This window comes from Sinorhizobium kostiense, assembly GCF_017874595.1.
Classification (GTDB): Bacteria; Pseudomonadota; Alphaproteobacteria; order Rhizobiales; family Rhizobiaceae; genus Sinorhizobium; species Sinorhizobium kostiense.
Map to the genome: position 1 here is coordinate 454143 of NZ_JAGILA010000003.1, position 20152 is coordinate 474294.

Annotated in this window: 21 protein-coding genes; 9 read left to right on the top strand and 12 right to left on the bottom strand. The window is 61.5% G+C overall.

Annotation, left to right across the window (positions count from 1 at the left end):
- Positions 1 to 9: 9 nt before the first annotated feature.
- From J2Z31_RS14830 to J2Z31_RS14865, 8 genes are all read left to right on the top strand, one after another.
- Positions 10 to 669 carry an aspartate/glutamate racemase family protein gene (locus tag J2Z31_RS14830; RefSeq protein WP_028002840.1) on the top strand — a complete coding sequence of 220 codons (660 nt, stop codon included), beginning with the start codon at positions 10 to 12 and terminating at the stop codon, positions 667 to 669.
- A gap of 50 nt (positions 670 to 719) precedes the next feature.
- Positions 720 to 1661, top strand: coding sequence for an amidohydrolase family protein (locus J2Z31_RS14835; RefSeq protein WP_028002841.1), 942 nt, complete (start codon positions 720 to 722; stop codon positions 1659 to 1661).
- Between the two features lie 32 nt (positions 1662 to 1693).
- Positions 1694 to 2965 (top strand): 3-oxo-tetronate kinase, encoded by a 1272-nt coding sequence (gene otnK, locus J2Z31_RS14840; RefSeq protein ID WP_209602399.1) that lies wholly within the window; start codon positions 1694 to 1696, stop codon positions 2963 to 2965.
- On the top strand, positions 2962 to 3600 hold the full coding sequence (gene otnC / locus J2Z31_RS14845) for a 3-oxo-tetronate 4-phosphate decarboxylase (protein ID WP_028002843.1): 639 nt from the start codon (positions 2962 to 2964) through the stop codon (positions 3598 to 3600). Before otnK ends, otnC begins: the two co-directional genes overlap by 4 nt.
- A 13-nt stretch (positions 3601 to 3613) precedes the next feature.
- Complete coding sequence (gene rraA / locus J2Z31_RS14850; protein ID WP_028002844.1) at positions 3614 to 4087, top strand: ribonuclease E activity regulator RraA; 474 nt, start codon at positions 3614 to 3616, stop codon at positions 4085 to 4087.
- A gap of 63 nt (positions 4088 to 4150) precedes the next feature.
- Positions 4151 to 5551: an NAD-dependent succinate-semialdehyde dehydrogenase gene (locus J2Z31_RS14855; RefSeq protein ID WP_028002845.1), complete on the top strand. Its 1401-nt coding sequence runs from the start codon at positions 4151 to 4153 to the stop codon at positions 5549 to 5551.
- Between the two features lie 10 nt (positions 5552 to 5561).
- A complete protein-coding gene (locus J2Z31_RS14860) occupies positions 5562 to 5978 on the top strand; it encodes a cupin domain-containing protein (RefSeq protein ID WP_028002846.1) in 417 nt (138 codons plus the stop codon).
- Complete coding sequence (locus J2Z31_RS14865) at positions 5975 to 6280, top strand: antibiotic biosynthesis monooxygenase family protein (protein ID WP_028002847.1); 306 nt, start codon at positions 5975 to 5977, stop codon at positions 6278 to 6280. The genes J2Z31_RS14860 and J2Z31_RS14865 overlap by 4 nt, the downstream gene beginning before the upstream one ends.
- Before the next feature lie 89 nt (positions 6281 to 6369).
- On the opposite strand, the gene J2Z31_RS14870 is transcribed toward J2Z31_RS14865, so the two are convergent.
- The 12 genes from J2Z31_RS14870 to J2Z31_RS14925 all read right to left on the bottom strand — a co-directional run bounded on the left by J2Z31_RS14870 (position 6370) and on the right by J2Z31_RS14925 (position 19128).
- On the bottom strand, positions 6370 to 7416 hold the full coding sequence (locus tag J2Z31_RS14870) for a HoxN/HupN/NixA family nickel/cobalt transporter (RefSeq protein WP_028002848.1): 1047 nt from the start codon (positions 7414 to 7416) through the stop codon (positions 6370 to 6372).
- Positions 7417 to 7466: 50 nt separating this feature from the next.
- Positions 7467 to 8147 carry a nickel pincer cofactor biosynthesis protein LarB gene (gene larB / locus J2Z31_RS14875; RefSeq protein WP_028002849.1) on the bottom strand — a complete coding sequence of 227 codons (681 nt, stop codon included), beginning with the start codon at positions 8145 to 8147 and terminating at the stop codon, positions 7467 to 7469.
- The gene (locus J2Z31_RS14880) at positions 8147 to 8950 is read right to left on the bottom strand and encodes an asparagine synthase-related protein (RefSeq protein WP_050577642.1); all 804 of its coding nucleotides are present in this window, start codon (positions 8948 to 8950) and stop codon (positions 8147 to 8149) included. The genes larB and J2Z31_RS14880 overlap by 1 nt, the downstream gene beginning before the upstream one ends.
- Positions 8947 to 10254 carry a nickel pincer cofactor biosynthesis protein LarC gene (gene larC / locus J2Z31_RS14885; RefSeq protein ID WP_028002851.1) on the bottom strand — a complete coding sequence of 436 codons (1308 nt, stop codon included), beginning with the start codon at positions 10252 to 10254 and terminating at the stop codon, positions 8947 to 8949. Before larC ends, J2Z31_RS14880 begins: the two co-directional genes overlap by 4 nt.
- Positions 10255 to 10269: 15 nt before the next feature.
- Complete coding sequence (gene larC2, locus J2Z31_RS14890) at positions 10270 to 10797, bottom strand: nickel pincer cofactor biosynthesis protein LarC2 (protein WP_028002852.1); 528 nt, start codon at positions 10795 to 10797, stop codon at positions 10270 to 10272.
- Positions 10797 to 12581 (bottom strand): hypothetical protein, encoded by a 1785-nt coding sequence (locus J2Z31_RS14895; RefSeq protein WP_028002853.1) that lies wholly within the window; start codon positions 12579 to 12581, stop codon positions 10797 to 10799. Before J2Z31_RS14895 ends, larC2 begins: the two co-directional genes overlap by 1 nt.
- A gap of 237 nt (positions 12582 to 12818) precedes the next feature.
- Positions 12819 to 13595, bottom strand: coding sequence for an amino acid ABC transporter ATP-binding protein (locus tag J2Z31_RS14900; RefSeq protein ID WP_028002854.1), 777 nt, complete (start codon positions 13593 to 13595; stop codon positions 12819 to 12821).
- Between the two features lie 26 nt (positions 13596 to 13621).
- Positions 13622 to 14911 carry an amino acid ABC transporter permease gene (locus J2Z31_RS14905; RefSeq protein WP_033058307.1) on the bottom strand — a complete coding sequence of 430 codons (1290 nt, stop codon included), beginning with the start codon at positions 14909 to 14911 and terminating at the stop codon, positions 13622 to 13624.
- Between the two features lies 1 nt (position 14912).
- The gene (locus J2Z31_RS14910; protein ID WP_028002856.1) at positions 14913 to 16166 is read right to left on the bottom strand and encodes an amino acid ABC transporter permease; all 1254 of its coding nucleotides are present in this window, start codon (positions 16164 to 16166) and stop codon (positions 14913 to 14915) included.
- A gap of 112 nt (positions 16167 to 16278) precedes the next feature.
- A complete protein-coding gene (locus tag J2Z31_RS14915; protein WP_028002857.1) occupies positions 16279 to 17295 on the bottom strand; it encodes an amino acid ABC transporter substrate-binding protein in 1017 nt (338 codons plus the stop codon).
- A 114-nt stretch (positions 17296 to 17409) separates the two neighbouring features.
- Complete coding sequence (locus tag J2Z31_RS14920; protein ID WP_028002858.1) at positions 17410 to 17877, bottom strand: RidA family protein; 468 nt, start codon at positions 17875 to 17877, stop codon at positions 17410 to 17412.
- Positions 17878 to 17889: 12 nt separating this feature from the next.
- Positions 17890 to 19128, bottom strand: a complete 1239-nt coding sequence (locus J2Z31_RS14925; RefSeq protein ID WP_028002859.1) for a MalY/PatB family protein — start codon at positions 19126 to 19128, stop codon at positions 17890 to 17892.
- Positions 19129 to 19244: 116 nt separating this feature from the next.
- Between J2Z31_RS14925 and J2Z31_RS14930 the strand changes: the two genes are divergently transcribed.
- On the top strand, positions 19245 to 20144 hold the full coding sequence (locus tag J2Z31_RS14930; RefSeq protein ID WP_028002860.1) for a LysR family transcriptional regulator: 900 nt from the start codon (positions 19245 to 19247) through the stop codon (positions 20142 to 20144).
- Positions 20145 to 20152: the final 8 nt, after the last annotated feature.

Here is a 20152-nt window from a genome sequence, read left to right on the forward strand (position 1 = left end):
ATAGTCAAGATGACGTCACGAAAAAGGATCGCGCTTGTTCACGCGACGCCGATCGCAATCGATCCGATCGGGATCGCCTTCGAGGCCGGCTGGCCTGAGGCCGAGCGGGTGAACATCCTCGAAGATAGCCTTTCTCCAGACAGAGCGAGAGACGGCGCTATCACTGACCAAATGTCCGATCGTATCGTGGCGCTGGCCAGGTACGCCCGCATGATCGGCTCCGACGCGGTCCTCTTCACCTGTTCGTCCTTCGGCACCGCTATCCAGCGGGCGGCGAGCACACTGGATATTCCCGTTCTCAAGCCCAACGAAGCAATGTTCGAAGCCGCGATCCGCAAGGGTGGCCGTACGGCCATGCTCTACACCTTCCCGCCGGCGCGGGAGGGGATGGAAGCCGAGTTCCGTGAAGAGGCTTCGCGAGTGAGCCCTTCAGCCGAAATCGAAAGCTTTCTCGTCGACGGAGCCATTGACGCGGTCCGCGCTGGCGACGAGGCGACCCACAACCGTTTGGTAGCCGAGACCGCAGCCACGATCGAGGGCTTCGACGCGATCACGCTGGCGCATTTCTCGACAGCGCGGGCGCTTGAGGCCGTGCAGGCGGCCACGCCTATCCCGGTTCTGACCAGCCCGGATGCGGCGGTTGCCAAGCTTCGCCGCCTGCTGACCTAGGCGGAAAGCGGGCATCTTCAGACGAGCAGTTCAAACTGGAGGAGACTTGAATGAGCAGTGCAGATCTGACACGCAGGCAAATGTTGCAAGGGATGGCGGTGGCGGCTGCTGCGGTCCTTTCACCGGCCAATGCTTTTGCGCAGGAAGTTCCCTTCTCGGCGGGGAGTGCCCATCCGAAGTTCAAGGCGCCACCGAAGACCTGCGACGCGCATTTCCACATCTACAACAGCAAGTTTCCCGCGGCCGCCAATGCGAGCCTCGTTCCTCAGGATGCGAGCGTAAGCGATTATCACCGTCTCAAGGAGCGGCTTGGCTTCGAACGCAGCGTCATCGTTCAGCCCTCCACCTATGGAACGGATAATTCCTGCCTGCTCGAAGCCTTGGCCGAGCTCGGGGATGCGGCGCGAGGAATAGCCGTGGTCGACACGTCCGTAACCGACGGTGAACTCAAGCGGCTCGACGCCGCCGGCGTTCGTGGCATTCGCTTCAATCTCGCGAGAGCCGGCGCCACGACCGTGGACATGATCGAGCCGCTTGCGAAACGCGTTGCGGATCTCGGCTGGCATATCCAAGTTCATATCAAGGGCGACAGCATCGCAGAACATGCCGGGCTGTTCCAGAACCTTCCGGTCATCACGGTCTTCGACCATCTCGGCCGAATCCCGCAACCAGCCGGCAAAGAGCATCCGGCCTTCAAGGTCGTGGCCGACCTGCTCGAAAAGGGCAAGGCCTACACCAAGCTCTCCAGCATCTATCAGGACACGCTGGTCGGGCCGCCGACCTACGCGGACATGGGTGGTTTGGCGAAGGCCTATCTGGCGTTAGCACCTGACCGCGTGCTCTGGGCCACCGATTGGCCCCATCCTTCACCCGGCAAGTCCGGCAAGCCGGATGATGCGCTGCTGATGGACCTTTGCGCCGAGTGGGCGGGAGATGATCCGACCCGAAGCAAGATCTTTGTCGAGAATGCCGCCGGCCTTTACGGCTTTTGAGCGTGGGCCGACGAACGGAAAGAGAAACAAGAATGCTACTCGGGGTCATTGCCGACGATTTTACCGGCGCGAGCGATATCGCCAATACGATTGTCAAGGGGCTGCCTGGGCAGGGTGGTCTTCGCACGGTGCAATATCTCGGTGTCCCGAGTGCAGCTTCCGACCCGGAGGTCGAGGCCGGCGTGGTCGCGCTGAAAAGCCGCTCGATCGATGCTGGACTGGCCGTCAGGCAATCGATCGATGCGCTGCAATGGCTGCTCGAACAGGGTTGCCAGCAGATCGTCTTCAAATATTGCTCGACCTTCGATTCGACGCCGGCAGGCAATATCGGTCCGGTCGCCGAGGCGCTTGCCGAAGCGCTCGGCGTCAAGGGTGTCGTCGCCTGCCCGGCATTCCCAGGGGCGGGACGCACGGTCTATCAGGGGCATCTCTTCGTGAAGGACCGGCTCTTGAACGAGTCCGGTCTTCAGAACCACCCGCTCAATCCGATGACCGATGCCGATATCCGGCGCTGGTTGCGGCTGCAGACGGTCTCGGATGTCGGCCATGTCGACATCTCGGCCGTTCAGGCTGGCCCCACGGCGATCGAGGCGGCCTTGCGCAGACATGGTGAGGAAAACCATGTCCTCGTCATCGTCGACGCGGTCACCGATGACGACCTCGTCGCGATCGGCAAGGCGGTCGCGGATCACCGGCTTGTTACGGGGGGATCGGGGATAGCCATTGGCCTGTCGGCAAACTTCATTGCCCGGGGGCTGGCCAAGGGCGAGGGTTCCGCGACAGTCGGCATCGACGGACCGGAGGCGATCCTCGCCGGCAGTTGCTCCGGCGCCACGCGGCAACAGGTCGAAATCCATAAGAAGGATCATCCGACCCTAGCCATCGATGTGGCAGGCGTGATGAGCGGAAAGGTCGCAACCTCGGACCTGATCTCGTTCCTGCTCGCCAACCTGGGGAGAGCGCCGCTCGTCTATTCCTCCGGCACCCCCGACGAGGTTCAGGCGATCCAGGCGCGCTTTGGCCGTGAGAAGGTTGCCCATACCCTCGACACTCTCTTTGCCGACACTGCCCGGCAATTGATCGATGCCGGAATCCGCCGGCTCGTTGTCGCCGGAGGCGAGACATCGGGTGCAGTGGTTTCGGCGCTCGATATCGGGGCGCTGGCGATCGGGCCCGAGATCGATCCCGGCGTTCCGGTTCTTTTCTCGAACGGAGATGAACCCGTAGCGCTAGCGCTCAAGTCCGGCAATTTCGGAGCGCCGGATTTCTTCGCCAAGGCGCTGGAAAGGCTTGCAGGACGATGACCGCTGAAGGCAAATTGCGCGAGGACATCGTTCGCCTGTCGAAGTCGCTGTTCGACCGCGGATTTTCGGTGGGTTCGGCCGGCAATATCAGTGCCGCAGTCGACGACGGCATTCTCATGACGCCGACGAACTCCTGCCTTGGATTTCTGGATCCGGCACGGCTTTCGAAACTTGACCGTAATGGCAATCACATCTCAGGCGACAAGCCTTCGAAGGAAGTGTTCCTCCATCGGGCTTTCTACGAGACCCGACCGCAAACCGGAGCAGTCGTCCATCTCCATTCGACTTTTGCGACGGCACTGTCGTGCCTGACCGGCATCGATCCCAGTGACTGCATTCCGCCATTGACGCCCTACGTCGTCATGCGGGTCGGCGCGGTGAAGCTGCTGTCTTACGTCAAGCCGGGCGATGAGAAGATGGGCGACATGATCCGCGAGCTCGCCGGCCGCTACGCCGCCGTGCTGCTTGCCAATCACGGCCCGGTCGTCACCGGCAGGGACATAGCCACGGCGGTCTACGCTGCCGAGGAGCTCGAAGAGACGGCGAAGCTCCTCATCCTGCTGAAGGAAGCGCCGAAGCGAATGCTATCGGACGAAAACGTTCACGAACTCAAAGCCGTGTTCGGCGCATATTGAAGGAGACATTTGGATGAAGACCGCGGATCTGGTCGATGCCCATGGCGACGATGTTCAATTCTGCAATCTTCCTTTTCTGAAGCTCGGGAAGAGGAAATCCTTTTCCGGCCCGATCGTGACGGTGAAATGCTTCGAGGATAACGCGCTCCTGAAATCCGAGCTGCAAAAGCCGGGCGAGGGAAGGGTGATGGTCGTCGATGGCGGCGCGTCGAGCCGCGTTGCGCTCCTCGGCGACCAGATCGCGATGATCCTCCGCGACAACGGCTGGGCCGGCATCATCATCAACGGTTCCATCCGAGACAGTGCCGAGATCGACGACATGGACGTTGGCGTCTTCTGCCTTTCCATGACCCCAAAGAAGTCCGTGAAGGACGGAGCCGGCAAGGCTGGCGTCCCTGTCCAGTTCGGCGGGGTGACCTTTGCCCCTGGCGCCTACGCCTATGTCGATGCCGATGGCGTGCTGACGAGCAGCCGCGACCTGCGTTGACGCCGCGAAATGGCCGCGCGCTGCGAGGCCTCACTCAAGCAAAACGAATGTAGGAGAATGGCGATGATCGTCACCACCAACCCGGCCACCGGCGAGGAACTCGCCCGATACGAACTCCACGACGACGCTTATGTCGATGCAGCGCTTTCGGCCGCTGCCAAGGCGCAAAAGGCGTGGCGCAAGAAGCCCGTCGAAGAGCGGGTTCGACTGCTTGCCGCGATGGCCAGGGTGCTGCGTGCCGGCAAGTCGCGCTATGCCGAGATGATCACCCGCGAGATGGGCAAGCCGATCGTCGAGTCCGAGGCGGAAATCGAAAAATGCGCCTATAACTGCGACTTCTATGCCGAGCACGCGGCGCAACACCTCGCCGACGAGGCAATCGCCTCGAACGCGACCGAGTGCGCCGTCGTCTTCGACCCGCTTGGTGTCGTGCTCGCCATCATGCCCTGGAACTATCCGTTCTGGCAATTTTTCCGTTTCGCCGCGCCGGCCTTTGCCGCCGGGAACGGCGCCGTGCTGAAGCACGCGAACAACGTGCCGGAATGTGCGCTCGCCATCGAGGAGATCATGCGCCAGGCAGGCTGCCCCGAGGGCCTTTTTGCCACCCTGCTGATCGAGCCGGCCAAGGTTGCCGGCATCATTGCCGACGATAGGATTGCAGCCGTCACGTTGACGGGGTCCACGGAAGTGGGCGCCATCGTCGCGTCGCAGGCCGGCAAGGCGCTGAAAAAGCAGGTACTGGAACTCGGCGGCTCCGATCCCTTCATCGTGCTTGCCGATGCCGATCTCGAAGAGGCGACGAGCGTCGCGGTTAAGGCACGCTACATCAATGTCGGGCAGTCATGCGTCAACGCCAAGCGCTTCATCGTGGAGGAAAGCATCGCCGACCGTTTCGTCGCGCTGTTCTGCGAGAAGGTTGCAAACCTGAAGGTGGGGAACCCCACAGAGGGAGATACAAATATCGGTCCGATGGCGCGGGAAAACCTGATGACAGGCCTGCATGCACAGGTCGAAAAGACGATTGCCGCGGGTGCTGAACTCAAGCTCGGCGGCGCGCCGCTGGACCGGCCGGGCTATTTCTATCCTCCGACCGTGCTCGACCATGTACGTCCGGAGATGGCCGCGTTCTGTGAGGAGACCTTCGGTCCCGTCGCCGCCGTCATCCGCGTCAAGGATGCCGACGAAGCGGTTCGGCTGGCCAACCAGACCGAATACGGTCTCGGCTCGGCGATCTGGACCGGGGACGTGGAGCGCGCCCGCCGGCTTGCGCACGACATCGACGCGGGCGCCGTCTTCATCAACGGCATGGTCGCCTCCGACCCCAGATACCCCTTCGGCGGGATCAAGCGTTCAGGCTATGGCCGCGAGCTCGGTGTCTACGGCATCCGCGAGTTCGTCAACATCAAGACGGTCTGGATCGGCCCGGCCAAAGCAGCCCAGCCTGTCGCCAAAGCGCCCGAGTGAGGAGCACCGCATGACCCAGCCAGCAATCCTCCGCCCTAAGGAGCTCAAGAGCAACGATCGTGGCAACGGCGCCCGCACGACGCCGCTCGTGACGCGCAGATGCGGCTCGACGAGCATGATCAACGGGATTACCGCCTTTGACCCGGGGGCTTCGATCGGCCTCCACAAGCACAATTGCGAAGAGAGCGTGATGATCCTCGACGGTCAGGCGATCGCCGAGATCGACGGCGTCCGCTACCCGCTCGGACCCAACGACACGACCTGGATCCCGGCAAACGTGCCCCATCGGTTCATCAATGCGTCCCAGACCGAGCCGATGCGCATCTTCTGGATCTATGCCTCGATCGATGCGACGCGGACGATGATGGCGACCGGGGAGGAGCGCCCCATCGACGCGGAACATCACCAGCAGGGAACACAATCATGATTGTTGAAGCCGCGGAAATTACGGTCAAGCCCGGCAGCGAGGCGCATTTCGAAGCGGGCGTGTCCCAGGCCGCGCCCCTGTTCTTGAGAGCGAAAGGCTGCCACGGCGTGGCTCTGCATCGGGTGGTGGAGACACCGCGCGTTTATCGTCTGCTGGTGAAATGGGAGACGGTCGACGACCACATGGTCGGCTTCCGCAACTCCGAGGATTTCCAGGCGTGGCGGCGCCTCGTCAGCTCCTGTTTCGATGGCGCCCCAAAGGTGACCCATTCCGAAGCCGTGGCTTTGTCAAACAACGATTAAGGAGAGATGAGTATGAAAGGCCGTTAACTGCTGTCGTGTTGCTCTCGGATTGCAAGCAGCATGATGTCGGACGGTGTCGGCTGTCTCACCTATGAGGGGCTCAGCACAATTCGGTCATATCCCTTCGCTCGATAGATCACCGTCGAGATGATCCAACTCGCAATGAATATGCATACGACCGCGAAGCCGAGATTTCCGAGACTATCGTTGAAAGTGGCGATGGCCTGCCACGCCTTGCCCTGAAGATTCAGCTTCTCCGAGATCAGCGCGAGGCCTTCGAGGCCGCCTATGAAGAAGGCAACGATCACAGAGGCGGCCGTGATCGTCAGATTGTACCAGAGCTTGCGAACCGGATTGATCAGGGCCCAGCCATAGGCGCCGCTCATCAACGTACTGTCCGCGGTATCCATTAGCGACATTCCCGCAGTGAACAATGCAGGGAAGATCAGGATCGTCCAGAAAGCCGCTCCCTGGGATGCCTGTGCCGCCGAAATGCCGAGCAGGCCGATCTCGGTTGCGGTGTCGAAGCCGAGGCCGAAGAGGAAGCCAACCGGATACATGTGCCAGGAGCGCGAAACGATCCTGAAGGTGCGGCGAAAGAAGCGCGCCAACAGGCCTCGCCCTGTAAGCAGGGCATCGAGGTCCTCATCGACAATCCGTTCCCCGCGTCGTGCGCGAGAGAATGCCGCCCAGATGTTCTTCAGGATGATCAGATTGACGAGACCGAGCGCCAGCAGGAACAGCGCAGATACGGAAGTTCCGATGATGCCTCCCACAGTCCCAAATGCATCAAGCTCACCCTGCATGGCAGTGGCCGTGGCAGCGATGGCGAGGGACGCCAGCACGACGACCGAGGAATGACCGAGCGAGAAGAAGAGACCCACCGAAAACGGCTGCTTTCCCTCCTGCGTCAGCTTGCGGACGACATTGTCGATTGCGGCGATATGGTCCGCATCGAAAGCGTGACGAATGCCGAGCATATAGGCTACGAATGCTATGCCGAGCAAGGCAGGCTTGTCGGCGAAAGCCGTCCAGGCCCAAGTCCAGGCCGCGATATTGGCGACGATCAGGAGACCAAAGACGATCGCGATCTTGGATCCTACGTCATTGGTTCGGTCATCGAAAATGCGACGCATTCCGCGATCTCCTGCACAAAACCGTTTGAATGCACTGGACCCAGCCTTGCTCAGTCATGTGCAGTTCGAGCCCTGCGGATCATGTTGAGAGCTCTGAACGCGGCGCAGGCGGCACCGTAGCCGTTGTCGATATTGACCACCGCGAGGCCCGGCGCGCAGGATGCAAGTGCTGCGTGAAGAGCGGTTTGCCCGCCGTTCGACACGCCATAGCCCGTCGATGTCGGCAGGCAGATGATGACGCCGGGGACGAGCCCGCCCAGGACGCTCGGAAGCGCGCCGTCCATGCCTGCCACGGTGATGATCACAGGAAAGGTTTTCAACTCCTCCACGCGCTCGAGCAGTCGCCAGAGACCCGCCACGCCGATATCGATGAACTGCTTTGCCGGCGCGCCGAAATAGGCCAGCGTGCGAATGGCTTCCGCGGCCTGTGGCATGTCGGAGCTGCCGGCGGACACGACGGCAATTTGCGCAGACTCAGTATCGAGGGGTGGCGTCCAATTCAAGTAGGCAGTCCGTGAAACCGGATCATAGTCGAGCTTCTCCAGGTAGTTGGGCGCAATCCGGGCAAAAACGTCCGGCTCGAGTCGTGTCAGCAGGCTTCGTCCGTTGCGTTCGAGGACCCGTTCCATGATGACGGCGAGCTGGGCATCGGATTTGCGGGCGCAGAGGATGGCTTCATCGAAGCCGATGCGCTCAGGACGCTGGAAATCCAGCTGGATCTCGTCGCTCATTACGTCTGCTCCCGCAGAAAGGCGCTTCCGCGCTTGTAGGTTTCGAAATGGACGGGGCGGTCTTCTCCGAATGCAGACCGGATCTGATCTGTCAGTTGCACACGCTGGCTGGCGGAAAGACGGGACAAGGCTTCGCCGTCCAGCTCGACCACCACGCCCGCCTGACGGACGCGGCAGCGCACGGTTTCCGGCGAGAGCTCCGTCCTGAGACGAGTTTCAACCTGATCGATCGCGCGCAGCAGGTGAGATTCAATGCGCAGGGCCGTTTCCATGCGGCTCGAAAGACAGGGCGCCGAAGGCAGTTCGGCAAGGTCGGCAAGGCCATGGTAGGCTGCCAGCGCGCGGACATCGGCCTTGGCCATTCCCGCCTCGACGAAGGGATGACGGACGCGGTTGGCCTCAGCCGCCTTCAGGCCCGGCCTCCAGTCGCCGAGATCGTCGGTATTGGTGCCGGAGAAGAGCTGCGCATCGGTCAGCGATGCCAAGGTCCCATAGAGATTGGACTTACAGAAGAAGCAGCGGTTCGAGGGATTGGCAAGATAACGTTCATCGGCAAATTCCCCCGCGTCGACGATGCGAAGGCTCCAGCCATGCCGATCGGCATAGGCCTTCACCCGTTCGGTGGCGTTTAACGGAACTGCAGCCGATGCGGCATGGAACATGGTCACGTCCTGGCCCATCCGCCGATGTGCGACATAGGCGAGCGTCATGCTGTCGACGCCGCCGGAGAGGGCCACGGCGGCCGGCCGGGCGCTGTCGAATACGGCATTGAGGCGACCTATGAATGCTTCGCTCGCGATCATTTCTTCGCCTCCAATGCCTGTTCTTCGGCGTCTCGGCGCAGTTCGGCGCGGGCCTTGTGGCTGTCGTCGAGGGATCGGACGTCATCCATCTCGGCCTTTGCCGTGGGTCCGCCGGGGCGTTCGGCGATTTTAACCCGCACGCCATTTTCCGTTTTCACCGCCTGCCGGGGCAGGATGACGCGTGTTTCGACGCGGCTTCGCAAGCCGAGCGTGGTTGTCTGCCTGAAGCATTGAGCGGTGATGGCATCCATGGCCTCGGGACGGGTCAACACTTGGATAGCGGTCATCATCCGACCCTTCTTTCCGAAGGTCGGGGTTTGCGTCACGTCGATAACGCCCTCGGTGGTGCGAATCCGGTCGATTCCGACGGCCAGTTCCTCGCCCGTCTGATCATCGATTTCGAACTGGATGATCCCGACCTGATCCTGTTCGGCGGCTTCAGGGGTAAAAGCCAGCACGCGCAGGACATTGCTCATTGCGGGAAACCGGCGCGTGCCGAACCCGGTCCCGGTGCGATCCAGCACCTGCGGCCTGTGTCCGATGCTGGTCGCCGGTTTCAGAAAGCGCAGGATCGCAGCTCCCGTCGGCGTGATCCGCTCGCCGTGCCGGCCATCATCGTGGAAGGCAAAGCCACGGAGGAGCAGCGTGGTGGCCGGCGCCGGTACCGGCAGGCGGCCATGGGCGGTTTCGACGAAGCCGCGGCCGAGCGGAAGAGAGCCCACCGACCAGCTTTCAGGATGGACCGCGTCGATCATGGTGGCCGCCGCAACGATATCGGCAATCGAGTCCCAGTTGCCGACCTCATGAAAGGCAACATCCTCGACCTTCTTTCCGTGGACCGCAGCCTCGGCCTCCGCCAGTTCCTGAAAGATGCCGATGGCGGTGCTTTTCACGTTTTCAGGAATCCCGCTTGCTGCGAGCTTGGCGCGCAGCTCCCGCCAATGGGTGTGGTCGTGACCGTGCCTGTCATGGCGATGGTCATGATCTTGGCTATGGACGTGATGATGATGGCCATGGTCATGGTGATGGTGATCATGCTCGTGTGCATGATGATCACGACTATGTTCGGAACGACGATCATCGGCGTCGCCGACAGGTTCAGACGTCGATTTCGTCACATCGAACCGGTGGCCGGTCAACACGCCGTCGTCATGCGGCAGCATCTCGGCCCGGACATCGCTTTCGAGACCGGCAATGCGCAGATTTTCCTGCACCGTACCTGCGAATTCGGGCCAGGCGTCCAGCATGGCGGCGACGAACATGTCACCGGCAATTCCGCCCACCGCGTCAAGATGGATATGCATGGCCGCCTTCCTTCGTCATTGCTCTCGAAGCCAGCCGGCAATATCGACGCAAAGCGTTTCGCCCGGTTCTCCTGCTCCGAGGGCAGTTTCTATCGCAGCCTTCAGCACGGCCACCGAAACTCGAAATTCCGGCTGCATCTCTTCCGAGATCGCAACGAGATCATCATGCTCGGCTTTCGCCCGCATGAAGACGCCTTCATTTAGGATTCGTTTCACGCGGAGCGGAAAACGGCGGACGCCTCCCCGCCATTGCAGCTCGAGCGTGGTCCTGTAGCGAAGTATTTCGAAATGCTTGTGCCGGGACTCCAGGACACGATAGCCCCAGATGCCGAGATCGCCGACCAGGAGGGCGGCCAAATCGGGTTCGTCCTCCGCCTTGATATCGACAAGGAGCACATAGGAGGGGCGGCCCTTCTTGCCGAGGCTCGGGAGCAGTTGCACGTTCTTGGCTCCCATCTCGGTCATCTGCTCGATGACATGGCCGAGCAATTCGCCCGGCGCGTCGTCGATCTGGGCCATGATGAGGATGACGTCGCTAGCCATCAGAGTCCCATCGTATCAATGGCGACCCGTGCCGCGGCTTCCGCCTTGGCTTTCGTGCCGGGGATGCCCGCTGAAATCAGCCCGGCCGCCTGCGCCTCGCTTGCTGCATCGGATGCGCTCATCTTTCCCATGGCCGCCGCAACGACGGCCGGCACGGTCACGTTCATGATGACATTGCCTGCGAGCAGCAATTCGCTGGCGATCGGCGCCAGCGCAGTCAGGAACGGCGCACGCTCCTTGCCTACACCCTGGGCGACCTCCGGGATGACCGCGTTGATGATGCCTTCCATGTGGATCGTCTCCTCGCCCACCGTCACTTCGGCATCGAGCGCGGGGTCGAAGGCGAGCCAGCGCGCCGCCATCTTGCTGGATCGGCGGGCGCCCTTGCTGATTTTGGTGAAATGCACCTTGATTGTCTTGCCCTTGGCCTTGGTCAGGAATTCGGAGCCTCGCGTTTCGACGAGCAACTGTCGCTCCTCGTCCATGGCGCGGACGATCTCGCCGACAGTCTTTCCGGCTTCGAGATCGTCATAGCTGCGCGCGGCGCGCGCATAGAGTGCCTTGGTGACCATCGGAGTTGAAGACATGATCAGGGCATCGGTGACCGGCCCATTGCAGATCTGCGTCGCCTTGCGCGCGACGATGTTCATCGCCACCATGGCCGTCTCCGGATCGAAGCTGAAACCGAGCCGCCGTTCCCTCAGGGCCTGAGCGACACTCTGTTCGGTCGAGCCGTCCTCAAGCAGGCACATCAAGGCAATGACAGCGTCGCCGCAGATATGGCCGAGGGGGGGATTGACCGGCCCGGCGCCGCCACCGCAAATGCCTTCCTCGAAAACGGAAATGATCTCGTCGAGCGCCATAATGCCGATGACCGTCGGCCCACCGATATCCTTGAGGATCAGGCCAAGGTCGCCGATCAGCCTGGCGGTCTCGATCTCCTTGCCGGTGATGCGGACATGGAGCTTGTCCGGCAGTCCCGCTGTGCGCGCTGCGGCGCGACCGGCGACGAAGGCGCTTGTCACCTTGCCATAGGGGCCATATTCCTCCGCGACATCGGCATCCGGGTGAATGATTTCGAGGATCGCGGCAGCGCCAAACAGTGCGCAGAGGAATTTCTGGCTCGGCATTCCTGCACCTGACATGGCGTCCATCATCGCCTTGGTGCCGATGGTCGCTCCCCGTTCCGCCATGCCGGGAAAAATAATGTCTTCGCCCAGCGCGCCATGGCCGACCATGACGCCGCCGCCGACGCCTTCGGGAATATCGCGGCCCTGGACCGGCGAAAGCTCGCCCTTCATCATCGCCTCATAGACGGCGGCGACCGCGGCAAAGCCCGAGATCTTGTTGTTCATCTTGGCGGTGGGCACGGCGGCAAGGCCAGAACGGCTGACGCCGGCGATCATGCGCGCCGAGGAGCCGAGCTTTCGGTTGCCGGCCGGGATGCCGACCTGTGCATTTGCACCGCAGAGGTAGAGCAGGGCTGCCGCGATGAGCGCGGCGTTTGCGCCATCGGCACCCCCCGCCTTGGCGACTGCTACGGTCTTGGCGAGCAGATCATCGATCGGCTGGTGGACGGCGTCCGCAAATTTGACCTCTGGACTGACACCCCGGCGCAGCTCGGTGGCAATGACGTTGCAGACGGCGACGACCGGGATGTTGAGCATGCCGTGCCCGCCGGTCAGCGCCTCGACGCGATCGCTGGTTAGCCAGCCGGGATTCGCGTTCGCCGCCATGATGGAGGCAAGAATAACCTTCTCCCGTTGCGCGGTTGCGTCCGTCATTGTTTCTCTCCATCTCCCGTTACCTCGCATCGTCGCTCGAGGTTGAACCGGCCAAGCAGCGTCGTTTCTTCGCTGCGTCCTGTTCCGTGATTTTCCAGCGCGAGCAGACGGCGCGAAGACGGATCAGGACGTAAGCCGGGAGGGATATCACGGGATTTCTATGCCAATAAGCGGCATTTTTTCATGGATGCATGAGTACAGTTCATAATGCTCGGCAAATTCCCGCGGATCCCTAATTCAGCGCCCAAGGATTTGGCCAAGAAACTTTCGCGTGCGCTCGGACGCCGGAGCACTGAAGAATGCCTTCGGTTCGTTTTGCTCCACGATCTGGCCTTGATCCATGAAGATCACCCGGTCGGCGACGGCCTGGGCAAATCCCATCTCATGCGTCACGCAGAGCATCGTCATGCCGTCTTCGGCCAATGCGATCATCGTGTCGAGCACCTCCTTGATCATCTCCGGATCGAGCGCCGAGGTCGGCTCGTCGAACAGCATGATCTTCGGCTTCATGCAGAGCGAGCGCGCGATCGCCACCCGCTGCTGCTGGCCGCCCGAAAGCTGGCCCGGATATTTCTGCGCTTGATCCGGTATTTTCACCTTCTCGAGGAAATGCATGGCCAGTTCCCTCGCTTGCTTTTCCGGCACCTTGCGGACCCAGACCGGGGCGAGCATGCAGTTCTGCAGGATTGTCAGGTGCGGAAAGAGATTGAAGTGCTGGAACACCATGCCGACTTCGCGGCGCACTTCGTCGATCTTCTTAAGGTCGCTGGTCAGTTCGATGCCGTCAACGACGATCTTGCCGGATTGATGTTCCTCGAGGCGGTTGATGCAGCGGATCATCGTCGACTTACCCGAGCCGGAGGGACCGCAGATAACGATGCGTTCGCCGCGCCGCACCTTGAGATTGATGTCGCGCAGCACGTGGAACTCACCGTACCACTTGTTCATTCCTGTGATCTCGACGGCGACGTCTTGAAGCATGAACCGGTAGTTCTGCGAGGATGCCTGGCTCATCAGTGTCTTGGTCATGCGAATTCCTCCTAACGGTGGTCGGTCTTCAGTCGGCGCTCGAGATGGATCGAGTAACGCGACATGCCGAAGCAGAAGACGAAAAACACCGCCCCGATGAAGATGAAGAGTTCCCAATAGATTCCCTGCCAATCGGTGTTGGCGCGGATGGCCGCGGCAAGGGCGATTGGATCGAGCAAGCCGATGAACATGACGAGCGTCGTGTCCTTGAAGAGACCGATAAAGGAATTGACGATCCCGGGAATGGAGATCTTCAGGGCCTGCGGCAGAATCACCAGACGCTGCGCCTTCCAGTAGTCGAGTCCCAAAGCCTCCGCTGCCTCGTATTGGCCGCGTGGCAGAGCGGCGAGACCGCCGCGAATGACTTCGGCCATGTAGGCGCTGGCAAACAGCGTCACCATGATGACCACCCGCAGGATGAGGTCGAAATTCGTTCCCGGCGGCAGGAAATAGTTGAGCAGCAGAGAGGCGGTGAACAGCAGCGTGATCAGGGGAACACCGCGAATGAACTCAATGAAGGTGACGCTCAGGAGATGAATGAGGGGCAGGCTCGACCGACGACCGAGCGCGAGCAAAATCCCGAGCGGCAATGACAGGGCAATACCTGTCACCCCGATGATGATCGAGAGCAGGAATCCTCCGATCTCCCGCGAGGCGACAGGAGTAAGCGCGATCGGCAACACGTCGTCTGCAAGTGCCGAGACAAGCTGCACCGCATAGGTCCACCATAGAGCCGCGCCAACGGTTGCACTCGCGACAGCGAGACCACGGCTAACCCGGGCCGTCAGATAGAGGAGCCCGGCTGCGACCACGACGCCGCAATAGACCGCGACCGGGAACCACAGGCTGCCGCCCCAGATCAGCCAATAGGCGAAGCCGGGATAGACGGCGCTGAACCAGAGGGCCCGTTGCGGAATTGCGCGGAACAAGATCGGCGCGAGCGCTGCGATCAGCAGCGCGAATGTCAGAACGGGCCGCCAATAGAGGTGCGGCGGATAGAAGCCGAAGAGAAGCTGCGGCCAGCGGTCCCGAATGACGCCCCAGCAGGCGCCGGACGCGCCATCGAGGATCTGGCGACATTCGGCAAGCGAGTTCGCCCGCCAGATGGAGTTTGAAAGCCAGGGCGCAAGCGCCATTGCCATCCACACGACTATAGTCACGGACGCGACGGTCAAAAGCGTGCTGAGCCAGCCGTTGAAGAGGTTTTTTCTGGCCCATTCAGCGACGCCGCCCTGGGCGGCCGGTCGTGGCGATGCGGCTATTATGTCCTGGCGGACCCAGGAGGCATTGTGGATGTTCATCTCAACGCTCCTTCAGCCTGACGCGATTGTTGTAGATGTTCATGGCGCCGGAGATCGTGAGGCTGATCGCGACATAGATCAGCATCATCATGAGCATGCCCTCGAGCTCGCGGCCGGTCTGGTTGATGGTGATGCCGCCGAGCGTGGAGCGCAGGTCCATGTAGCCGACGGCGAGGCCCAGCGAGGTGTTCTTGGTGATGTTGAGATATTGCGATATCAGCGGCGGAACGATGATCCTGAGTGCCTGCGGCAGGATCACCAGACGCATGGTGCGGCCGGACGAGAGCCCCAGAGCGTGCGCGGCTTCCGATTGCCCGCGGGAGATCGCCAGAATGCCGGAGCGGACATTTTCGGCGATGAACGCGCCGGTATAGACACTGAGACCGATCCAGAGCGCGATGAAGGAATTGCGCAACTGCAGACCGCCTGTGAAGTTCAGGCCCTTCAGCGCGGGATAGTCGAGGTGAAAGCCGATCGCATAAAGCAGCACTACGACTGGCGCGATCAAGATGCACAAGCTCTTCCACCAGGTCACGGGTCGCTCGCCGGTCGCACTCTGGATCTGCTGCGCGTGCTTCAACAAAGCCCAACGTGCCAGAAGCGAAAGCGCGAGCACGGCGAGGATTGCCGCGTAGTTGAGGTCGAAGGATCCAAGGGCACCGGGCGCTTGGCCGAGGCTTCGTGAGAAATCCGGCACGGGCAGATAGATGCCGCGATTGGTAACGGCAATACTGTCCCATAACAGCATGGAGGCCGTCGGGCTTTCGCCGCGAAACGCGTTCGGCGCCGGCATGGCCTCCGACATGACCGCAGCCACGACGATGATCCAGAGGAGCGTCGGGATGTTGCGGAAGCACTCGACATAGACCGTCATCAGCCGGGCAACGATCCAATTGTCGGAAAGCCGGAGAACGCCGGCGAGCACGCCGAGAAATGTGGCCATGACGCAAGCCATCGCTGCAACGATCAGCGTGTTGAGGAGGCCGACCAGGGCCGCGCGGCCATGGGTGCTCGTACTCGAATAGTCAATAGCATGCGGTGCGATGTCGTACCCGGCCTTGCTCCACAGAAAGCTGAACGAGAAGTCTTTTCCGAGAGCCGCGAGATTGCGGATCGTGTTGTCGACGAGCCAGGCTGCGGAAAGAACGAGGATGCAAAATGCTATGACCTGGACTGTCCGGCCTCTGTAGCGGGCATCGTTGAAGAGCATGTTGAGGCGAAGCGGTTGGCGCGGAGCGCCGCTATTCGTGGCCATGCGTAATCTCCCTGAAGAGCCGCTCGGCGACCTTCGGCACGAAATCGGATGCGGTAGAGGTGAACGGGACGAAAAGGAAAGGCGCGGGACTGGCCCGCGCCCGATGGTCACCTCAGCGAAGCGGCAGACCGTACATCAGTCCGCCGTCAGTCCAGACCGCATTGAGGCCGCGAGGCAGTGCAATCGGCGTCTTGTCGCCGAGGTTCCTCGCAAAGATCTCTCCGTAGTTGCCCTCGGCTGCGATTGCACGCTTTGCCCACTCGGCGTCGAGGCCCAGCATCTCGCCCAGCTTGTCTTCCTTGCCCAGCAGGCGATTGACGTCCGGATTGTCGGAGCCGGCGGAAAGTTTCTCGACGTTCTCAGCGGTGATTCCGAGTTCTTCGGCTGATATCAACGCGTTCAGGGTCCAGCGCGCGACGTCTGCCCACTGATCGTCGCCCTGGCGCACCAGCGGACCCAAAGGTTCCTTCGAGATCACTTCCGGAAGGATGATGTGATGCTCAGGGTTCTTGAAGCTCGAACGGGTGGAAGCGAGGTCGGAGCCGTCGGACGTATAGACGTCACAGCCGCCGGCGAGATATTTCTGCTGGACGTCGGCATTGTTTTCGACCGGCACCGGTTCGTACTTCATGTTGTTCTTGCGGAAATATTCCGCGAGATTGAGCTCGGTGGTCGTGCCGGTCTGAATGCAGACCGTAGCGCCATCGAGATCCTTTGCGCTCTTGATGCCGAGCGATTTCGGCACCATGAACGCCTGGCCGTCATAGTAGTTTACGCCGGCGAAGGTGAATTTGAGGTCGACGTCACGAGAGAAGGTCCACGTCGTGGTGCGCGAGAGAATGTCGATTTCACCGGAGGCAAGCGCGGTGAAACGCGTTTGCCCCGTCGTCGGAATGAAATTGACCGCGTTCGGATCCTTCAACACCGCTGCGGCGATCGCCCGGCAGTAGTCGACATCCATGCCATGCCACACGCCGGAGGCGTCGGGCGCCGAGAAACCGGCCTGACCGCCGGTAACACCACAGTTCAGCTTGCCGCGCGCCTGTATGTCGGCCATCGTTCCGGCCGTCGCGATGCCTGATGTCAGCGTCGCCGCCGCCACGGCGGCAAGTGCAATCGTCAATTTCATATGCATTCTCCCTGTTTGTGATCCGGCGGCGGTGGCTTTTGCCTTTTCCCGCCAACCGGATCGGTTGAGTTCCCGAATAGACGTGACCGTCGGCGACGCCGCCGACAGTCACGATTAGTGAGCGATCTCGATGATCGCTTCGATCTCGACCGGTGCATTCATCGGCAGCGCCGCCACCCCAACGGCGGAACGAGCATGCTTGCCGTTGTCGCCAAGGGCTGCGACCAGCAGGTCCGAAGCGCCGTTGGCGACGAGGTGTTGCTCCGTGAACTCCTGAGCCGAGGCCACGAAGACCGTGATCTTGACGACCCTTGCAATCCTCTCGAGGCTGCCGAGATGAGCTTCGGCCTGAGCAAGAATGTTCAAGGCGCATTGCCTGGCAGCGAGCGCTCCCGCGGCGACGTCGAGATCCCGTCCAAGCAGCCCCGTGGCGGTCAACTTGCCGTCGGCGAGCGGCAGCTGGCCGGAGGTCAGGACGAGGTTTCCGCTCGCCATGACCGGCAGATAATTGGCGACTGATTTGGCCGCCGCCGGCAGCTCGAGATTGAGTTCAGCCAGGCGGCCCCGGATCGTCTGTGACATCGGTTCCTCCTCTTAGATTTCTGCGACGGCGGAGGTGATGCGCCGGATTGCCTCATCGACTGTCGCGCGCGGGCAGCCGAGATTCACGCGCATGAAGCCATGGCCTTCGATCCCGAACTTCTGTCCCTTGTCGAGCCAGACGCGGGCCTTGGTCAGCATGAACTTGTTGAGCGCTTCGGCATCCATGCCGAGAGCGCGGCAGTCCATCCATGCGAGATAGAGGGAGTCCGTCGGCAGGACCTTCAGGCGCGGATCGGCTTCGTTGACCGTCCTGGCAAAATGCGCGTGATTTGCCCTGAGATAATCGAGCATCTCCTCGAGCCACGGCTCGCCATGCGCATATGCCGCTTCTGCCGCGACCATCCCCAGCACGTTGACCAGTTCGAAGACGTTGCGCTCATACTGGCGGCGCAACTCCTCCCTGAGCTTCTTGTTCGGCACGAAGACATTGGCGCTCTGCAGACCGGGCAAATTGAAGGTCTTGCTAGGCGCGGTGCAGGTGATGCTGTTCTGAGCGAATTCTTCGCCGAGCGACGCGAAGGGGATGTGCTTCTTCTGCGGATTGAGGATCAGATCCTCGTGGATCTCGTCGGAAATCACGAGCACGCCGTGGCGGGCGCAGATTTCGCCCATTGTCCGCAACTCGTCCTCCGACCAGACATTGCCGGTCGGATTATGCGGGTGGCTGAGGATAAAGATCTTCGTGTTGGGACGAATGGCCTCCTCAAAGGCCTTCTCGTTGAACAGGTAACCGTCGCCTGTGAATTCCAGAGGCGCGCAGGCGAGGTGCCGGCCGTTCAGCAGCACGTCGTTGTGGAAATGTGCATAGACCGGCGGCTGGATCAGGACGCTGTCACCCGGCGCGGAAAAAGCCTGCACCGCCGTCTTCAGCGTCGTGATGATGCCCGAGGTCTGGAGGATCCACTCCTTGGCAACGTCCCAGCCGAAACGCCGCTGCTGCCAGCCGACGACAGCATCGAGGTAGGATGATGTTGCGCCGCCCGGATAACCGAACACACCGTGATCTACGGCCTCGTGAAGCGCATCGATGACGGCTTGCGGCGCCTTGAAGTCGGTATCGGCGACCCACATCGGCAAGGGATCGGCGGCTGCTTCGTCGGGCGACAGCAGTTTTTCGGCATAGGCCCACTTCATCGAATTGCTGTTCTTGCGGTCGATGACCTCGTCGAAGATCGAAGAGTCCGGGGCATCGTCGGCTTGCCGATGGTGGGCAGTTGCGAGCTTCGTCACTGCGATATCCTTTCGTCCGTCCAGGCTCTCCAGCCTGCTTGTTGACGAAAAGCTTAGCGGCGCTGCATTATGAGCGGAAATGGTATGTTTTCATCCATTCATGAGGCTGGGTCATAATGATCGATCGACAACATCTGGCAATTCTGCGGGAGGTCAGCCGTCGCGGCAGCGTCACGGCCGCCGCCGAGAAACTGAACGTCACGCAATCGGCGCTCAGCCATACCGTTGCGAAGTTTGAAGAACGGCACGGGATCAAGATCTGGATGAAAACCGGCCGCGGCCTGCGCCTGACGCAGACCGGCGAGTATCTGCTTAGCGTTGCCGAGCGGGTCCTGCCGCAGATGGAGCACGCGGAGCGGGTGCTGAACGACTTCGCTGTCGGCCGGCGGGGAGCGCTGCGCGTCGGCATGGAATGCCATCCCTGCCAACGCTGGCTGTCGCGCATTGCTACACCCTATTTGACCCGTTGGCCGGATGTCGACTTCGACGTTCGGACAGCCTTTCGCTTCGATGGTGTCGAAGCGCTTCTGGGCTATGAGATCGACCTCCTCATCACCCCGGATCCAGTGGAAGCGACGGACCTCATCTTCACGCCGGTCTTCGACTACGAGCTTGTCCTGATGGTGCATGAGTCGCATCCCCTCGCCAGTCGAGCGAGCGTGCAGCCTCAGGATCTCATCGACGAGGAACTGATCACCGTGCCGGTCACTCTGGAACGCCTGGACATCTACACACAGTTTCTCGTCCCCGCACATTGTCGGCCACGCCAGCATCGCACCGCCGAAACCATCGACCTCATGCTGCAACTCGTTTGCGCGGGCAGGGGCGTGACGGTGCTCCCGGACTGGCTGCTCAATGAGGATGCCGCCGGTTTGCCAATCCGGGCCCTGCGGCTCGGCGAGGCCGGCATTGAGAAGAGCATCAATCTCGGCGTGCGACGAGGCGAGGAGGCGATCTCCTACATCGACGGCTTTCTGAAGCTCGCGAGCGAGATGGGACGTTCGCCGCTGCCCTGATGGCAAAG